Source organism: Brachybacterium fresconis, from assembly GCF_017876515.1.
In the GTDB taxonomy this organism is placed as follows: domain Bacteria; phylum Actinomycetota; class Actinomycetes; order Actinomycetales; family Dermabacteraceae; genus Brachybacterium; species Brachybacterium fresconis.
In genome coordinates this window covers 2602151-2619197 of sequence record NZ_JAGIOC010000001.1, presented here as the reverse complement: position 1 = coordinate 2619197, position 17047 = coordinate 2602151, and the positions used below count along the sequence as shown (strand labels likewise).

The following is a 17047-nucleotide window of genomic DNA, read 5'->3' as shown; positions in this document are numbered from 1 at the left end:
TGCCGCTGACGTCCCGCAGGTGCTGACCCGCCTGTGAGGAGCCCGCGCGCCTGGCCCTGACCCGCGCGCCCGGCCCGGCCTTGACCCGCGGGCCCGGCCCGGCCGAAGACGGGCCCTGCCTACGCCAGCACCGACTGCCCCAGGTACTCGCCCTCGGTGCAGCCCGGGGGGATCGCGAACACCGCTGATCCGATCGGGGTGGTCCACTGGTTCAGCAGGTCCAGGTCCGCCAGGCGCTGCTGGATCGGCAGGAACTGACCGGTCAGATCCGCCTGGAAGGCGGCGAACAGCTGGCCGGACTCCGACAGCGCCGTGGAATCCGCCGGCGGAGGCACGTCGTAGTTGTACGGCCGACGGTAGATCTCCTGGTGCTCACCCTCGTCGACGCCGCGGGCCCGACGCATGTGGGCGAACTCCGGGATCACCGCGAAGCCGTTGTCGGAGACGGCCTCGAAGTCGGCCTGCGAGGTCTCGGTGCCGCCGCTCAGCGGCGCCCCGTCGTCCAAGGACCTGCCGGTGGACTTCTCCCGGGCGATCCGGTCGGCCTCGTCCCAGCCGTCGAGGTCCATCCGGATCCGGCGCAGCACCATCGAGGTGCCGCCGGTGAAGGGTCCGTCGTCGATCCAGACGACCTGGGCGAAGTGCTCGCTGCCCCGCTGTGGGTTCGCACTGCCGTCGAGCTGTCCGAACAGGTTCCGCATCGTGGAGCCGGGTGCCTGCGTGCCCTGGGCGCGGCGGAAGCCCCGCTGCACCCAGCGCACCGAGGCGAAGGCCCGGGCGTCCTTGAGCAGCATCCGCGCCGCATGGGAGACGGTCAACGGATCCTCGGCGGCGACCTGCAGCAGCAGATCCCCACCGGTGAAGCGATCCTCGAGGGCGTCGATCGAGAAGGCCGGCAGGGGAGCGAGCCAGTGCGGGGCCTCCCGGTCGGCGCGCTCCATCAGACCCGGCCCGAAGCCGGCGGTGATCGTGAGACGCGACGGTCTGCCGGCGAGCTCCGGCTCGGTGTCCGCCAGAGCCGGCCTGCCCTGGGTGAGGCGCGCGGCGTCGTCGGTCAGCAGCCGCAGCATCCGCAGCACGCCCTCGCGGTCCACCTCCTGGTGCAGGTCCAGTGCCAGGAACGTCGCGGACGCGGTCGGCGCGGTCTCGATCCCGGCCTGGTGGGCGCCGTGGAAGGGGACGGTCTCCTCGCCGTGCAGCGTCGGTCCGGCCTGCTCTGCCGGTGCCGCGGATGCCGCCGGATCCCGCAGGGCACGGTCCAGGCCGATGGCGGCGGCTCCGACTCCGAGCGTGCCGGCGCCGACGGTCCCGGCGCGCAGCAGCTGCCGGCGACCGGGCCGGTGCGGGGAGGTCTCCTCCGGGGCGCCCGGCCGGCCCGGCTCGCCCGGGTGCCGTGCGGGGGGCGGAGGGGAGGACGTCGACTCAGCGGGACGTGGCCGAGCGGGATCGTCGTGACCGGGACCGTGCTCGTCCGGCCGGGTCATGAATCCTCCCCATGCTCGGCGTGCTCCCGGCCGCCGTCCGAGGGCTCCGCCCCCTCCTCGTCGTCGGGGGAGTAATGCTCCTGAGCACCGGAGAAGTCCTTGACGGTGGCGGTGAACGGGTGCTCGGTGCCCTCGGAGAACACCAGCGTCAGCTCCACCTGGTCTCCGGGCCGCAGGGGCTCGGTGAGGTCCATGAGCATGAGGTGGTGTCCGCCGGGCTCGAGCACGAGCTCCTCGCCGGCGGGAAGCTCGAAGCCGCCCTCCTTCTCCTGCATGCTCATGCCGCCGGAGCCGTCGGGGGAGGTCTCGTGCAGCTGCACCTCGCTCGAGGCCGACGTGGTCACGCCGGTCAGGACGAGATCCCCGGACGTGCCGTTGGCGACGGTGCCGAAGGCGGCGGTCATGCCGTCCTCAGCGGCCTTGACCCAGGGATCGGTGACGGTGATCGTGCCGGAAGCGGTGGCGTCGACCCCGCCTCCGTCGGAGCCTGCGGAATCCTCGTCAGGAGCTGGCTTCCCCGCATCACCGGCGCCGCAGGCCGCCAGGGGCAGCAGCACCAGGGAGGCCAGCGCGGTCCTACGGGAGAGCCCGCCGGCGGAACGCGTGCGGGCCGGATGGACGGGAGGGGTGGGACGGAGGGGACGGGTGGGAACGGTACGGGGCATCAGGGGTCCTTCCAGGGGGCTCCCGAGAACCGCCGGGCAGCAGGGCGCAGGCGGCGGGGAGCGTGAGGGAACCGCCGGGGCACGGGGCCGGGGCGGGGTGATCTTCCGGGAGGGCGACCTGAGGGGCGGCGCAGCGCGCCGACGCGGCTCAGGCGGCCAGGACCCACGGCGGGCCCCGCCGCAGCTGAGGAGTGAGGACGGCGCGCCGAGCAGGGCGCACGTGGGCGGTCTCGAGCCCCACCCGCGCCGGGGCCGGCAGCGGGGACGTCGGCGGGAGGGCGAGGGTGCGCGGTGTCCCCAGGACGGCCAGGAGCCGCCCGATCAGGGAGAAGGATCGCCACAGCATGGCCTCGCCACGATGCAGCAGAAACGCCGTGACCAGGGCGGCGACGAGATGCCACAGCAGCATCCGCAGATCGGCATGAGCGCCGTGCAGGGCGTGCTCGGTCGCCGAGGCGACCCCCGAGCGCCCCGCGTGGGTCGCAGGAACGGACTGCCCGGACCCGGAACCGGAACCGGCGAGGTGCGCGGCGTGGTCGAGGTGCGACCCGGGTGGGGCGACGAGCTGGACGCGGGGGTCCCCAGGGGTGCCGGCCATGAACAGTCCGTGGAACAGGGCCTGGCTGGCGACGACGGCGATGCTCATGCGCGCCAGGGAGAAGCGCGAGCCGGCCAGCACGGTGCACGCCGCGACCGAGAACCACCACGGCAGCGCCACGCCGAGCCAGGACGGCATCGCGCCGCCGCCCACCAGGTGGCCGCCCAGGGCGACCGAGGTGGCCAGCGTCGCGGCGACGGTCCCGCGCAGCAGGCGCAGGGGAGAGCGGCTCGGGGGCACGACCTCCATTGTGCTCCTCCCGACGGACGCGCGGGCCGGGGACCGGTCAGCGCGGACGGCGCGGGTCGGCCTCGATGCGGGACGGGTCCAGCTCGGGCACCACCAGCACCGGTCCCGAGGCCTGATGGAGCACGGAGCGGGAGACCGAGCCCAGCAGGACGCTGGCGACCCGGCCGTGACCGCGGGTGCCGACCACGACCAGCTGCGCGCGGGAGGAGTGGGCCACCAGCTGCGTCGCCGGATCCGCCAGCTCGACCTCGCTGGTCACCGTCAGATATGGGTACTGCTCGCGCAGCGTGCCGGCGTAGCGGGTCAGCTCCTCGGCGAGCTCCTGGCGGTGCTTCTCGATCATCCCGGGGTCCGGGACGGACATCCCGTATCCGCCGCCCCAGTTGTCCGGCGGAGGCATCGCCATCACCAGGTGCAGCGGCGCGTTGCGGCTCTGCGCCGCCTCGGCCGCCAGGAGGACGGCGACGTGGCTGCGCGGCGAGCGGTCCGCGCCGACCACCACGGGGGCGTCGTCCTCGACAGGGGCGAAGCGCTCCGCGCCGTCCCCGACCCCGATCTTGTAGTGCCGCGGGACGACGACGGTGGGGCAGTGGGCGTGCGCGGGCAGCGCCGAGGAGACCGAGCCCAGGAGTCGACCGAGGAAGCCGCCGCGGCCGCGCGCTCCGACCACGGCCAGCTGGGCGTCGACCGAGAGGCGCACGAGGACTCCGGCGGCGTCGCCCTCCTCGATCGCCATGGAGACCTCACCCGGGTAGCCGCGCAGGTGGACGCGGGCCTCCTCCAGCAGCTCGTGGGCGGCCGCCTTGCGTGCGTCGCCCTCGGTCTCCGCGGGCATGGAGGCGATGTTGGCGTAGACCATCGGCGGGACCGTGTAGGCGGTGACGACGCTGAGGCGGGCCTCGAGGCGCTGCGCGGCGCGCGCCGCGTAGTGCAGGGCCAGGACCGCCTGGTCGGAGCCGTCGAAGCCGACGAGGACACCGAGCTCGCGGGCGGCGGGGTCGTAGGGGATGGGCGAGTCCGAGGCGCGGATGTCGTCGTTCATCACAGCCTCCTGCCGGGGGCGCTCGATATCCGACGACGGTGCCCCCGTGCTCGGCCGCCGCCGATGTCTCCATGGTAGCGACCGATCCGGTCACCGGAGCGGCAGAGGTCCCGGGAAGTCGGGGAGCCCGCAGGCCGTCGCGGAGGTCTCGGGCCGGTGCGGCGTCCGTGGGGCGGGCGCGAATCCCGCGGAGGTCTACGCTCGGGGTGTGGACCTCCTCTTCACCACCACGACGATCGAGTGGCGCGGCCCCGCCCCGTTCGTGTTCGCCCCCGTGCCCGATGAGGAGGCCGACGCGATCGGCGCGATCTCCCGCCGGGTCACCTACGGCTGGGGCTGCATCCCGGCGACGGTCCGCATCGGCGACACCGGGTTCACGACCTCCCTCTTCCCGCGTGAGGGCGGCTACCTGGTGCCGGTCAAGGCCGTCGTCCAACGTGCCGAGGAGGTCGGCGTCGGCGACGAGATCGAGGTCCGGCTGCTGATCGGCGAGGCCTGAGCGCGATCACACGGCGGGCTGGTCCGGCAGGTCGAGCTCCTCGGCGTAGCGGGCGCGCAGCTCCTCCCAGCCGTGCTCGAGCGCCTCCCGGCCGACGATCCGAGCCTGGTCGAGACCCTCCAGGCGCGCGTCGAGCACCGCCAGGCACACCTGCCAGCCGGCCAGATAGGTCGGCGCGTACTGCGGCGCCGCCACCTTCATCATCAGCGTCAGGCGGGCCTCGTCGACCAGCCACTCCAACACGTCATCGCCCCAGCGGTGCGAGAGGGCATGGTCGCCCGCCGTGGCCAGCACGTCGGTGGTCACCGGATCGGCGTCCGGGCTCTCCCGGGACAGCATGGGGCCGACCTCGGTCAGCGGTCGCTCGGGCACGATGGGGGACCAGGTGGCCAGGAGCTCCGGGTCGGTGACGTGCGCCCAGATCTGCTCGGCCGTACCGGAGAGGTCGACCTCCAGGATCACGGCATCCTCCGTGAGGTCCACCGCGACCGGGAGATCGGCGATGCGCTGGTCGATGTCGGATGCGGTCACGGGGGCTCCTTCCGGGCGCCGCGGCGGCAGCGCGGCGAGGGCGATGTCCCGTCATTGTCCACCTGCTCCCCCGGTCCGGGCGGGACTTCTGTCACCGGCGGCGAGATCGGAGGGCGAGACGGTGAGGCGGCCGTGGGGTCCCGGTTCAGACCGCGGAGACGCCCGGCAGCCGTACCGCGGGCACGACGGGCCGCGGTGCGGCGGGAGCCTCCGCCTGGTCGCCTGCGATCCTGCGCGGCGGGCGCACGGCACCCGTGCCGAGGTGGACGGCGCCCGGGATCTCTGCGGCCCGGCGCTCGGCGGCGGCGTGGATGCGCTGGACGATGTACTGCGCCGCCGGATTGTGTGCGACGGCGTGGCGCACCTGGATCCGCAGGCGGCGTCGGGGTGCGGGCGGGTCCAGGGGGATCGCCACGATGTCCGAGCGCAGGTCCTGGGCGATCACGGAGGGCTGCACGCTGACGTAGTCGCCCGTCGCGACGAAGCCCAGCACCGTCGCGAAGTCATCGGGGTTCACCTCGACGCAGGGGGAGAAGCCGGCGGCTCGGCAGGCGGCGCCGATTCGATCGAACCAGAAGGACTCGATGGGATCGTCCGTGGCCCATGACTGATCGGCCAGGTCCTTGAGCGGCAGGCTCGACTGCGCCGCGAGCGGGTGGTCGCGCGCGACGAGCGCCACGTATCCCTCCTCGAGGACGTCCTGGACCGCCCAGTCCTCGGGGACGGCGTCCGCCGTGCCCTCCCCCACGATGACGTCCATCCCCGCTTCGGCCAGGTCCTCGCAGCTGCAGTCGCGCAGGACGAGCTCGAGCCCGAGGTCGGGATACCGCCGCCGGACGTCGCGAGCGAGCTCCGGGATCCAGCTGGAGGCGATCGAGGTGGCGTAGCCGAGCCGCAGGGTGCCGGTGCGTCCGGACCGCAGGTCCTTCGCGGTCCGTTCGAGCGCGTTCAGGGCGTCCAGGGCGACGCCGGCTCCGTCGGCCAGTATCTTGGCATGAGCGGTCACCGTGATCCCGCGGCCGGTGCGTTCGACCAGCTCGAGCCCCGTCGCCCGCCGCAGCGCGGACAGATGCTGGCTGACGGCCGACGGCGTGTAGCCGAGCGCCTCGGCGCTGGCACGGATGCTGCCGGTCTCGACGACCGAGCGCAGGACGCGGAGTTTGACGGGATCGAGCATGCGAGGATCCTACGTCCGTTCAGCAGAACTGAACAGAGGGGCGCGAATCATCGCTTGTCCTGACGGGTCCGGCGTTTCAGGATCGAGGCATGACTTCCGCACTCACCGGCCTCGTCCTCATCCTGCTCATCGCCGTCGTCACCGTCGTCCTCGGGGTTCTCACCCGACTGCTCGCCACCCGGATCGTCGCCCCGCGCGAGCTGCGCGATGCCCCGTTGACGCCGCGGGAGCGCATCGCCCTCGGGAACGAGGCGATCGCCCGCGACCTGCAGCCCGACGACGTCCATCCGGTCGCCCGCACCGCCTCGCGGGAGGCGGGTGGGGCGCGGGCTCCTCATCCCGTCGAGCACCAGGATCTGGCGCTGCGCCATCCCGAGATCGCCGCCTCCATCCTGCGGTGAGTGCGACGTTCCGCGAGATGCTGCAGGGCGTGGGCGGCAGGGAGGGTCTGCCGACGTCTGCTGGTGCCGACCAGCCAGGTCAGTCCGCAGCGGTGTGGGCGGTCAGGACGTAGCCCTCGGGGCCGACGAAGGGGAACATCCGCCCGAACGGCGAATCCGTCGGCTCCTGCAGGGTCCGGACGCCGGCCTCCGTCAGGCGCGTGTGGAGGGCGTCGGCGTCCTCGACGGCGATCCAGAGCGCGATGCCATGGCCCGGCCCGGGGGAGGCCGCCGCGGGATCGGTGCCGGGCAGCGGCTCACGCACCGCGAAGGGGATCGGCTCGGTGGGGAAGACGACCGCGCCGGGTGGGGAGGTCGGTGCTCGGTGCAGCCCGAGGTGCGTCTCGAAGAACCGGGCAGCCACTTCGGGATCGTGGACCTGCAGGGCGAGGAAATCCGGGCCGGTGGCAGTCATGGTGACCTCTGTGGATCGATCTATATCAGGACATTGATATAGAACACCTTCGGCCGACCTATGTCAAGATGTTGATATAGATCGAGGAGAGGATCGGGTGGAGGACATGGAGCGGACCGAGAAGAGCGTCGGCGAGCTCGCCCGACGGGTGGGCTACCTGGTGAAGCAGGCGCAGTCGGCGCTGCGGTCGAGCATGGATCAGGAGCTGCGACCGCTCGGCGTGACGGTCTCGCAGTACTCGTGCCTGGAGCTGCTGCATCAGAATCCCGGCCTGACCAACGCCGATCTCGCCCGTGCGGCCTTCGTCAGCCCGCAGTCGATGAACACCGTGCTCGCGGGTCTGCGCGAGCGCGGGCTGATCGACCGGCCCCCGACGGCGCCGAGCGGACGGCGGCTGCCGGCCGAGCTGACCACGGCGGGTCATGAGCTGCTCGCCGAGGCGGACGCTCGGGTGCGCCGGATCGAGGAGCGCATGCTCTCTCCGCTCGCTCCGGGCATCCCGGACGAGCTGGTCCATCACCTCACCGACCTCGTCGGGGCCCTCGGGGACAGCGACACCGAGGGGCCCGACGAGCGAGCCGCGCTCAGCCCTTCCGGGGGCCGAAGCGCGGCGCGGGCAGCGGGGGAGCCGTCGCGGCGGGCTTCCGGGCCAGCAGCGCGAGCGCCTCGGTGACGCCGCGCTGGAGCTGCGGGTCCTCGCCGCTCACCCAGGCGTTCGGCGGCAGCGGCACCTCGATGTCGGGCTCGACGCCATAGTTCTCGATGTCCCAGTCCTCGCCCTCGAACCAGCTGGCGTACTTCGGCTGTGTGACGCCGGTGCCGTCGACCAGGTCGTAGCGGCCATCGATGCCGATCACGCCGCCCCAGGTCCGCATGCCGATGATCGGGCCGATCTCCATCGCGCGGGAGACGGCGTTCACGATGTCGCCGTCGGAGCCGGCCTCCTGGTTGGTCACCAGCACCACCGCGCCGCGCGGGGCGAACTGCGGATAGGTGCCCGGCGTCTCGTGGCGCGGGTAGTCCCAGGACAGCACCCGCCGCGCCAGCCGGTCGGTGACCAGCTGCGAGGTGTGGCCGCCGCTGTTGTAGCGCACGTCGACCACGATGCCCTCCTTGGTGGAGGCCTCCCGCAGGTCGCGGTGCATCTGCGCCCAGCCGGAGGAGATCATGTCGGGGATGTGCAGGTAGCCGAGGCGGCCGTCCGAGAGCTCCTCGACCCGGGCACGGCGGGAGGCGACCCAGGCCTGATAGCGCAGCGGGGCGTCATCGGCGAGCGGGGTGACGGCGACGCGGCGCTCGGCCCCGTCCCGCTCGAGCACCAGCTCCGTCGGGGTGTCCGCGGAGCCGACCAGCTGGCCCAGCACGCCGCCGCCGTCGGGGCCGACCTCGCGCCCGTCCACGCGCACGATCGCATCGCCCACCTGGGCGGCCACGCCCGGTGCCAGCAGCGGGGACCGGGCGTCGGGGTCGGAGGAGTCCCCGGGCAGGATGCGGTCGATGACCCAGCGCCCGTCGCGAGGGACGATGTCGGCCCCGAGGTAGGCCGGCAGCATCGGGGGATCGGCCTGGTACACGCCGCCCATCACGTAGGCGTGGGAGGTGCCGAGCTCGCCCTGGACCTCCCACATCAGGTCCTGGAAGTCGTCCTCGGTGACCACTCGCTCGATCACCGGGTCGTACCAGGAGGTCATCGCGTGCCAGTCCATGCCGTCCATGTCCGCACGCCAGTACTGCTGCGCCATGATCCGGTAGTTGTCCCAGAGCATCCCGCGACGCTCCTCGACCGGGTCGACGAACAGCCGCAGGCGGCCGGTGTCGATGACCACGCGGGCAGGGTCTTCATCCTCGACCTTCCGGGCGGCGGGGACCTGCACCCAGCTCTTGCCCTGCTTGATGACCAGGGACTCCCCATCGCCGGAGACGGCGAGATCGGAGACGTCCTCCGCGAGCACGGTGAGCTTGCGGTCGGCCAGGGCCCAGTGCTCGAGCGTGGGCCCGGGCTCCTCGCCCTCCACGCCCGCGCGGGCGGAGCCCAGCACGCCCTGCTGCGGGTGGCGCAGCCAGACGAAGCCGCCGCTGACCGCGGTCAGGTGCGAGTAGGAGCCCGACAGCACCGGGAACGGCACCAGGCGCTCCTCGATGGACTCCAGGTCCACGCGGGTGACCGGCGGCTTCGTCGCCTCGTCGGCCCCGGAGGGACTGGTGACGCCGGCCGGGTGATCCGCGGCCGAGCCGGCGCCGGAGGTCGCGGCATGCGCTCCCGCCGCGCCGTGCCCGGCGGGGTCCGTGTCGCCGGACTTCTGAGCGGCCTCGTCGTCCTCGGTGCTCGCGCCCCAGCCATCGGCCTGCGGCCCGAAGGGATCGGGCGTCGAGCGCTCGAGCGGGATCAGGAAGGGTCGCTCGGCGTTGACGAAGCCGAGGTCGAAGACCATGTCGTCGTAGACCGTCTCGAAGGTGCGCAGCGACAGCAGCGCCAGGTGCTTGCCATCCGCGCTGAAGGCCGGCGCGGCGTCCTGGTACTTGCCCGAGGTGAGCGCACGGCCCATCGGTTCGGCGTCCTCGGAGTCGGAGATCATCAGCCGGCTGAGCATCCAGGAGTTCGGCTCGGACCACACCAGCCAGCGGCCGTCCGGGGACCAGGCCAGGTCCGCGACCTCGCCGCCGGTGGAGCGACCCACCTCGCGCACGTGATCGAGCCGGGGCGCCTCCGGGCCGCTCTCGCCCTCCTGCTCCCACAGGGAGGAGCCGGTGCTCGAGGGCGCCGGGGAGGTCTTCGCCGGGTCGGTGAGGCCGCGCAGCGTCACCAGGCGCACCACGTTGTCGTGGGTGGAGATCGCGACCTTGGACCCATCGGGGGACGGGATGGCGTGCAGGATCCGGCCGACGTCGCCGAGGTCGAAGCGGATCTCTTCGCCGCCCCCGTCCAGGCGGGCCAGGCCCAGCACGTCGGAGCCGACGCCGCCCGTCTCGCGGTCCGCGAGGGCCTCCGCGTCGGTGACGAACAGGGCGAAGGGGGAACGGCCCAGCGGACGGACCTCCCGCAGCCGCAGACCGCAGGTGCCTGCGAGCAGCCGCGCCGGGCCGCCGCGGTGGGTGAGGGCATGGGCGCCGCCCCGCCACTCGACGACGCTGGCGCGGGCGTCGTGCACCGGACGCATGGCCAGCAGGTTCGCTCTCGGGGAGGCCGGGCGCGGCAGCCGGGCGGCGCCGACGCCGGAGGCCAGGATCTCGACCTCGCGCGGGGCGGCGTCCAGCGAGTCCATCGCGAACAGTCGGCCGCGGGAGGTGAACACGATGGTGCTGCCGTCGGTGGCGGGCTCCCGGAGGTAGCCCTGCTCGGAGGTCAGCGAGGTGTGGGCCCGCAGGTCGGAGCCGTCCAGCGCCACGGACCACAGGTTCGCGGTGGCGCGGTCGGTGCGGGCGGCGGTGGGCCCGGGGGTGTCGGAGGCGAAGATCAGGCGGTCCCCGTGCCAGGCGATGCGCCGCTTGGAGGCCAGGATGTCGTCGAGCAGGCGCTCCCAGTCGCGGGCGGCGTGCGCGGCGAGCGGGGCGTCCAGCGCCACGTCTTCGTGGGAGATCCAGAGCTTCGCGGCGGTGCCGCCCTGGTAGTGCTTCCAGGAGGCCTGGTCCCGACCCGTCGGGGTGGCGACCACGGTGGTGCCCGACGGATGGATCGCGACTTCGCCGGACCGGCCCAGGGGCAGCAGCTCCGCGTGGCCGGCGAGGTCGATCGCCCACAGCTGCGCGTCCCGGGCGACGGGAGCGCGGTAGCTGGTGGAGGCGATGACACGGCCGTCCGGCAGCCAGCCGACGAGCTTCGTGGACGGTTTTCCCCAGGTGGTCAGCCGGCGGGGGGCGGTGTCGCCCTCGGTGGCGATGACCCACACCTCGGGACCGCCGGAGGTGCGGGAGGTGTAGGCGACGTGGGCGCCGTCGGGGGAGAACCGGGGGTGGGCGACGGGGGCGCCCTCGTCGGTCAGGCGCCAGGCGCGGCCGCCGGCGAGGGGAGCGAGCCACACGTCGTCGGCCGCGGTGAAGACGACGGTGTCGCCGCGGACGTCGGGATGGCGGAGGTAGGCAGCATGAGCAGGGGTCGATGGCATGGCTCAACCCTATGCGTGAGCACCGACACGTCGAAGGATTTCCCGGGCGTGATCTTGCGCGATCGGTCCGGGCCCCGGGTCGGCGTCAGGCCGACGCGGCGGCGATGACGGCGTCGGCCCGATGCAGGCAGAGGGCGAGATCGCCGCGGGTCGTGCTCTCCTCGTCGGCCCGGTCGAAGCCGGCGGGGACCCCGGAGACGATGCCCGTGGCCTCGAGCCACCGCGCCGCCGCGAGCGCGCTCCAGGGCTCGACCGGATGTGGGAGCGCGGAGTCGTCCGGGACGTCCCAGACGGCACCGGCCCCGGCCAGGGCGGGGCGCAGCAGGGCGGTCAGCACGCTCGCGGTGCAGCCTCGGGTCGCCGTCCGCCCGGGATGCACCTGCAAGGAGGCGTCGCCCCAGAGCGCACCGCGCCCGTGCAGCCAGAGCAGGGCCGCGGCGCGGTCGGGGTCCTCGCCGAGATCCGTGAGCAGCGCGGGGGTCGTCCCCAGCGGGACGGCGGGGGAGCCGGCGAAGCGGTGCAGCGCGAGGGCGAGGTCCGCGCGGGTGACGGGCTCCTCGGGGGCGTGGTGGGACCCTTCCTGCGCCGGCTGCACGCCGGTGGCGTCGGCCCATTCCATCGCGGTTCGCACCTCGTCGTCCGTCGCCGCATCGAAGAATGTCCTGGTCGCGCCGGGGTCTCCGGATCCTCCGCCGCCGGCGGAAGCGGTCGGGGTGGAGCCCTCACCCCTGCTGAGCAGCGCTCCGGAGGAGACAGCGGCGGTCACCGCGGCGGCGGTGCCGGTCAGCAGCAGGGCCCGACGGGACGGGGCGCGCCGGACCGCGGCGGGACCTGATCCGGGGGTCGGGGCGGGGCCCGTCGACGGGGACGCGTCGGCCGGGGAGGGGGCGATGGAGGCACGAGCGGGAGCGGGGCCGACGACGGCGGAGCGAACCGGCGACATCACGGCCGTCGGGGTGCCGGGCCGGCCCTCGCGCAGGCGGGGCGGCGCGGGTCGCCTCATAGCCATCGCAGCTCCTGCATCCGACGGACGAGGGCCCAGCTCACCGCGAGGTTCCCCCAGCCGTTGAGGTGGATGCCGTCCGTGGCCACGAGCAGCGGGGGCACGACGCCGCGCTCCAGCGCCGCCTGGGTGCTTCCCTGGTCCAGCAGCGTCAGGGGGGCGAGCGGGGAGCAGCGCAGCCCCTCCTCGCCGGTCAGCTGAATATTTGAAGCTGTGGAGGCCACCGGATATTGCCTCTGGGGGCCAGGGGTAGTGCCGGTGGGGGCCAGCGGTCGCGGCTGTCGGGGCCGCCGGCCTCCACCGGGGTTGGTTACTTGAGCGTGGCGACGTGCTCGCGCATGTTGTGGCTGCCGGTATCGACCCAGATGGTGTTGTGGACGATCCGGTCCATGATCGCGTCGGCGTGGACTCCGGAGCCGAGGCGTTGGTGCCAGTCCTTCTTCGCGTACTGGGTGCAGAACACGGTCGAGGCGTTGTCGTAGCGGTGTTCGAGGAGCTCCAGCAGCATGTAGCGCATGTCCGCGTCAGGGTGGTCCAGGAGCCACTCGTCGATCACCAGCAGGCTGAACGCTGCGTATTTCCGCAGGAACTTGTTCTTCCCCTGGGGCTTGTCGCGGGCCAGGGCCCAGGCCTCGGCGAGGTCGGGCATCCGGATGTAGTGGGCACGGATTCGGTGCTGGCAAGCCTGTTTGGCCAATGCGCATCCCAGATACGACTTCCCCGAGCCGGTGAAGCCCTGGAAGACGACGTTCTGCTGGCGGGCGATGAATGAGCACGTCGCGAGCTGGGTGATCACGTTGCGGTCCAGGCCGCGCTGCTCGATCAGGTCGAGCCGGCGGAGGTCAGCACCGGGGTAACGCAGTCTGGCCCGGCGGATCAGTCCTTCGACCTTCGCGTGGGTGAACATCGAGTGGGCCTCGTCGACGGCGAGCTGGAGACGGTCTTCGAACCCCATCCCCAGCACGAGGTTCTCATCCTGGGTCTCGAACGCTTCCAGCAGCGGTGCCGCGCCCATCTCGCGCAGCTTGCGCTTGGTCTCGATATCGATGACGCTCACTTCACACCTCCGGCGTAGTAGTCGCCGCCACGGACGTAACCGCCCTGCTCAGCGTTCTCTTCTCGTGGTGGCCGCAACGCGGCCATCCGGTCCTGGCCGGTCGCCAAAATGGGGTGCAGGTGCGCATAACGCGGCGACCTCACCCTCCCGGCCAGCGCCAGCTGGCAGGCCGCTTCTACCCGTTCACTGGAGTAGCGGCGCGATAGGCGCAGCACCGCCAGCGCGGCGTCCAGGCCCTGCTCATCGATGGGCACGGACTCGAAGATCCGGTCGATCACGGTCACGGCTGCGGGGCCGATCCGCTCGGCCCACGCCCTCACTCGTGCAGCGTCCCAGGGCTGGTAACGCTCCCCACCGGGAAGGTCAGCCTCGTTGGTGCGGTACTCATTGGCCGCAGTCTCCGGCAGCAGCAGGTGGCTGGTCAGCCGCTCGGTGCCGCGATAGACCTCCAACGCCCGGTCGGTGATCCGCAGATCCACCCGCTCCCCGATATGAGCGAACGGCACCGAGTAGTAGTTCCGTTCCCAGACCACGTGCGCGTTGCGTCCGACCCGGCGGGCATAGACCCACCGCGAGATCTCATAGCCCACCGCCGGCAGCACGGTCAGCAACGGCTTCTCCTCCGCGGTGAAGACGCTGGCCCGAGACCCGGGCCGCTTCTGGAACGGCTCGGCGTTGTACTCGTCCATCCGCTCGGCGACCGCTGCTGTCAACTCCGGCAGCGAGGTGAATCGTCGATCCCGCAGTCCCGCGATGATCCAGGTCGCCACGTGCGCGACCGTGTTCTCCACGCTGGCCTTGTCCTTGGGCTTCTTGATCCGGCCGGGAAGGACTGCCGCGGAGTAGTGCGCGGCCATCTCCCGGTAGGCGTCGTTGAGGACGACCTCGCCCTCGCGGGGATGCTTGATCACCCCGGTCTTGAGGTTGTCCGGCACGACCCGGGGCGTCGACCCGCCGAAGGCCTCGAACATCGCCACATGCGCGCGCTGCCAGGTGTCCTGACGCATATCCAGCGCCGGCCAGGCGAACGCGTAGCGGCTAAACGGCAGGCACCCCACGAACAGGTAGACCCTGGTCTCCTTCCCGGTGACCGGGTCGCTCAGCGTCATCGTGGGGCCGGACCAGTCGACCTCCACGCTCGCGGCAGCCTTGTGCCCGACCCGGGAGGCGGCCCCGGTGACCAGGACATGACGCTGGTAGGTCTTGCAGAACCGGTCATAGCCCATCGCCGGATCTCCCGCAGCAGCGCAGGCATCGACGTACTCACCGTGCAGCAGCTTCAGCGTCACCCCCACCCGGGCCATCTCGCGGTGGGCGCGTTCCCAGTCCGGCTGGGCGAACACGCTCTCATGCTCACCCCGGCCCGGGAACAACCAGGCATACACCTCCCCGTCAGGGAAGTCGGCGACATCGTCCCAGCTGATCTCGGCCGCGTCTGCAGCTTCCAGTACTGCCGTGATGCTCTTGCGCGACATGCCCTGCGACGCCGCGATCGCCCGCCCGGACAAGCCCTCCGCCCGCAGCTGCAGCACGAGCTTCGCTCTAATCTTCCGTACCATTTCCGATTGCTCCTTCCGCCACGTGCCCTATACACGCGGCGGAAGGAGCCTATGGACGTGGCCCCCAAGCACACCGTCGGTGGCCCCCGAGCGCGCTACACCCCGACTCGCGCACCGGCCCCGAGACGCGCTACCGACGGACCCCAGTGACGCGAATATTCAGTCAGCAGCTGCTGGAGGTCCAGGAAGTGCTCCCCGTAGCGGCGGGCCTGCTCGGCGTTGACGGCCGCGACGGCGTCCCCGGTCTCCGAGCCGTCCGCGTCGGCCTCGGTGCACCACTGGCCGAGCACGAGGGTGTCCGTCTCCGGCGTCCTGGCGGCGTCCCACATCCGCTGGGTGTCCGCCAGCACCCCGGCGACGTCGAGGATGTTGTTCTTGCCCATCCACAGCACCTGCCGCGAGGCGTCGGCGACCTCGGCGAGGTCGGAGGTGAAGACCCCCTCGACCCCGCCGCTGATCAGGGTGCCGCCCGGGTCGAGCTCCGCGCCGTCGACCGCGAGGAACCAGGTCCCGCTGCTGCCGTCCAGCACGCCCGCCGTCCCGTCGACCGACCCCGGGATGCGCAGCGGCCCGGCCGGGGCGAGCGCGGAGTCCAGGGCGACCGGCACCTGCACGGTGCCGTCGGCGGCCCGGATGCCCTCGTCGATCGAGGTCACGCGCGGGGTGTCCAGCCCGCGCATGAGCAGGGTGTGCGCGGAGCGGGTGGCGCCGACGCCGAAGGAGTGGACGGTCGCGGGCGCCGCGGAGAGGGCGAGGTGCTCGTGGATGCGGATCGGCACGGGGGTGGACTCGTCCCCGCCCTCGGAGCTCATCGAGGAGGAGCCCCACAGGGTCAGCGCCCGGGGCTCGGGCCCGACGCCCAGCAGGCGGCGCGAAGCCTCCGTCCCCGGGGAATCCGAGGAGGGCGCTGCGGGGAGCGGGGTGCCGGGCGCGGCCGGGAGGACGGCGGGCTGCGGCGCGGGCATTCCGGTCCTCCGTGGGCGGTGCGGGACGAGTGCTCCGACCGGCACTCACGCGGATCCATTGTACGGGAGGTCCTCCTCGAAGGGCAGGGTGTGCGCTGTGATGACGGATGTCATGGGCCCCGGGTGACGCCTGTGTGCGGGCTCAGGGCCAGTCGTAGTCGACGACCACCGGCGAGTGGTCCGAGAGTCGCTGGCCGCGGACCTCCCGATCCACCTCGGCGCGCACCGCGGCGCGCGCGAGGCGGGGTGTGGCGAGGTGGTAGTCCAGTCGCCAGCCCGCACCCTTCGCGAAGGACTGTCCCAGCCACGACCACCAGGAGTACGGGCCGTCCTGGTCGGGGTGGAGGTGCCGCACCACGTCGACGAGGGTGCGCGGAGAGAGCTGCTGACCGAACCACTCTCGCTCCTCCGGGAGGAACCCGTCGTTGTTCTGGTTCCGCCTCCAGGCCGCGAGATCCTGCCGGGTGTGGGCGATGTTCAGGTCGCCCATCAGCAGGAACTCGCGTCCCGCCGCCGCGGCCGCCCGGCGGGTCCGGGTCAGGTAGCGGGAGAACGCCGCCATGAAGGCCATCTTGCGGGCGTAGCGCGCACCGCCGTCGGGAGCCTCGCGCATCCGTTCGGGTCGCTGCAGATGTGCGGGCAGGCCGCCCTTGGGCAGGTAGAGGCAGGCGATCGTCAGCGGAGCGTCGGCGAGATCGACCTCGAGGTAGCGTCCCGCGGCGGCGAAGGGGCCGAGACCGCGGGCGAGCGGGACGTGGTCGAGGGAGGGGACGCGGTGGAGGTCAGGGCGGATGCCTGCCCCACCCGAGGGCTCGGCCGTACCCGACGGTTCGGCCGTTCCCGGCGCCGATGGGGGCGGATCGCTGTCCTCGGCGGGCCGATGGCGAGATGACCTGGCGATATCGCCGGAGGCCGTCGCCATCGGCCTGTCCGTGACCGAGGGGGCGCCGACGAGCGCCGTCCCGCTCCAGGTCCGGACCGCCGCAGGCGGGTGCCGCGTGAGCACGGCGACGCCGTTGCGGCCGGGGAGCGTGCCGGTGTCGAGGGCGACGTGACGGTCGCCGAATGCACCGGCGGGGAGCTTGTCGACCTGCGCCCGGACCTCCTGCAGGGCGAGGATGTCGCAGCCCCGCTCGGCCAGCCAGTCGCCGAACCCCCGGCGGTGCGTCGCGCGGATCCCGTTGATGTTGGCGGTGGCGATGCGGAGCATCCCCCGAGGCTACGTGCCGCCCTGGCGCGCTGCGGCCGATCTCCCTGCCG

Annotated in this window: 17 protein-coding genes; 3 read left to right on the top strand and 14 right to left on the bottom strand. The window is 72.8% G+C overall.

Annotation, left to right across the window (positions count from 1 at the left end; all coding sequences use genetic code 11):
- Nucleotides 1-119: 119 nt before the first annotated feature.
- The 4 genes from JOF44_RS11780 to JOF44_RS11765 form a co-directional block, all read right to left on the bottom strand.
- Nucleotides 120-1484: a Dyp-type peroxidase gene (locus tag JOF44_RS11780; RefSeq protein ID WP_209891396.1), complete on the bottom strand. Its 1365-nt coding sequence runs from the start codon at nucleotides 1482-1484 to the stop codon at nucleotides 120-122.
- Nucleotides 1481-2149, bottom strand: a complete 669-nt coding sequence (locus JOF44_RS11775; protein ID WP_209891393.1) for a copper chaperone PCu(A)C — start codon at nucleotides 2147-2149, stop codon at nucleotides 1481-1483. The genes JOF44_RS11780 and JOF44_RS11775 overlap by 4 nt, the downstream gene beginning before the upstream one ends.
- Before the next feature lie 148 nt (nucleotides 2150-2297).
- On the bottom strand, nucleotides 2298-2996 hold the full coding sequence (locus JOF44_RS11770; RefSeq protein ID WP_245348927.1) for a hypothetical protein: 699 nt from the start codon (nucleotides 2994-2996) through the stop codon (nucleotides 2298-2300).
- Nucleotides 2997-3033: 37 nt separating this feature from the next.
- A complete protein-coding gene (locus tag JOF44_RS11765) occupies nucleotides 3034-4038 on the bottom strand; it encodes a universal stress protein (protein WP_209891390.1) in 1005 nt (334 codons plus the stop codon).
- Between the two features lie 208 nt (nucleotides 4039-4246).
- Here JOF44_RS11765 and JOF44_RS20745 point away from each other — a divergent pair, with 208 nt between their 5' ends.
- On the top strand, nucleotides 4247-4537 hold the full coding sequence (locus JOF44_RS20745) for a DUF1905 domain-containing protein (RefSeq protein WP_342591766.1): 291 nt from the start codon (nucleotides 4247-4249) through the stop codon (nucleotides 4535-4537).
- 6 nt (nucleotides 4538-4543) lie between these two features.
- On the opposite strand, the gene JOF44_RS11755 is transcribed toward JOF44_RS20745, so the two are convergent.
- Together JOF44_RS11755 and JOF44_RS11750 are read right to left on the bottom strand one after the other, a co-directional pair.
- Nucleotides 4544-5068, bottom strand: a complete 525-nt coding sequence (locus tag JOF44_RS11755; protein WP_209891384.1) for an SRPBCC family protein — start codon at nucleotides 5066-5068, stop codon at nucleotides 4544-4546.
- A gap of 145 nt (nucleotides 5069-5213) precedes the next feature.
- Nucleotides 5214-6245 carry a LysR family transcriptional regulator gene (locus JOF44_RS11750; RefSeq protein ID WP_209891382.1) on the bottom strand — a complete coding sequence of 344 codons (1032 nt, stop codon included), beginning with the start codon at nucleotides 6243-6245 and terminating at the stop codon, nucleotides 5214-5216.
- A gap of 89 nt (nucleotides 6246-6334) precedes the next feature.
- Between JOF44_RS11750 and JOF44_RS11745 the strand changes: the two genes are divergently transcribed.
- Entirely contained in the window at nucleotides 6335-6646 is a 312-nt protein-coding gene (locus tag JOF44_RS11745) for a hypothetical protein (RefSeq protein WP_209891379.1), read from the top strand.
- A 79-nt stretch (nucleotides 6647-6725) separates the two neighbouring features.
- On the opposite strand, the gene JOF44_RS11740 is transcribed toward JOF44_RS11745, so the two are convergent.
- Entirely contained in the window at nucleotides 6726-7100 is a 375-nt protein-coding gene (locus JOF44_RS11740) for a VOC family protein (RefSeq protein ID WP_209891376.1), read from the bottom strand.
- A 106-nt stretch (nucleotides 7101-7206) separates the two neighbouring features.
- On the opposite strand from JOF44_RS11740, the gene JOF44_RS11735 reads away from it, so the two are divergent.
- Complete coding sequence (locus JOF44_RS11735) at nucleotides 7207-7773, top strand: MarR family winged helix-turn-helix transcriptional regulator (protein WP_209891373.1); 567 nt, start codon at nucleotides 7207-7209, stop codon at nucleotides 7771-7773.
- Here JOF44_RS11735 and JOF44_RS11730 read toward each other — a convergent pair.
- The 7 genes from JOF44_RS11730 to JOF44_RS11700 form a co-directional block, all read right to left on the bottom strand.
- Nucleotides 7685-11203: a S41 family peptidase gene (locus tag JOF44_RS11730; RefSeq protein ID WP_209891370.1), complete on the bottom strand. Its 3519-nt coding sequence runs from the start codon at nucleotides 11201-11203 to the stop codon at nucleotides 7685-7687. The two genes, JOF44_RS11735 and JOF44_RS11730, sit on opposite strands and share 89 nt — an antisense overlap.
- Before the next feature lie 85 nt (nucleotides 11204-11288).
- The gene (locus JOF44_RS11725; RefSeq protein WP_209891368.1) at nucleotides 11289-12212 is read right to left on the bottom strand and encodes a hypothetical protein; all 924 of its coding nucleotides are present in this window, start codon (nucleotides 12210-12212) and stop codon (nucleotides 11289-11291) included.
- Entirely contained in the window at nucleotides 12203-12430 is a 228-nt protein-coding gene (locus JOF44_RS11720) for a hypothetical protein (RefSeq protein ID WP_209891363.1), read from the bottom strand. The genes JOF44_RS11725 and JOF44_RS11720 overlap by 10 nt, the downstream gene beginning before the upstream one ends.
- An 86-nt stretch (nucleotides 12431-12516) precedes the next feature.
- The gene (locus tag JOF44_RS11715; RefSeq protein ID WP_342591655.1) at nucleotides 12517-13263 is read right to left on the bottom strand and encodes an ATP-binding protein; all 747 of its coding nucleotides are present in this window, start codon (nucleotides 13261-13263) and stop codon (nucleotides 12517-12519) included.
- The gene (gene istA / locus JOF44_RS11710; RefSeq protein WP_209887479.1) at nucleotides 13260-14822 is read right to left on the bottom strand and encodes an IS21 family transposase; all 1563 of its coding nucleotides are present in this window, start codon (nucleotides 14820-14822) and stop codon (nucleotides 13260-13262) included. Before istA ends, JOF44_RS11715 begins: the two co-directional genes overlap by 4 nt.
- Before the next feature lie 95 nt (nucleotides 14823-14917).
- Nucleotides 14918-15787 (bottom strand): hypothetical protein, encoded by an 870-nt coding sequence (locus JOF44_RS11705; RefSeq protein ID WP_209891361.1) that lies wholly within the window; start codon nucleotides 15785-15787, stop codon nucleotides 14918-14920.
- A 142-nt stretch (nucleotides 15788-15929) separates the two neighbouring features.
- Nucleotides 15930-16997, bottom strand: coding sequence for an exodeoxyribonuclease III (locus JOF44_RS11700; protein WP_209891358.1), 1068 nt, complete (start codon nucleotides 16995-16997; stop codon nucleotides 15930-15932).
- Nucleotides 16998-17047 lie beyond the last annotated feature (50 nt).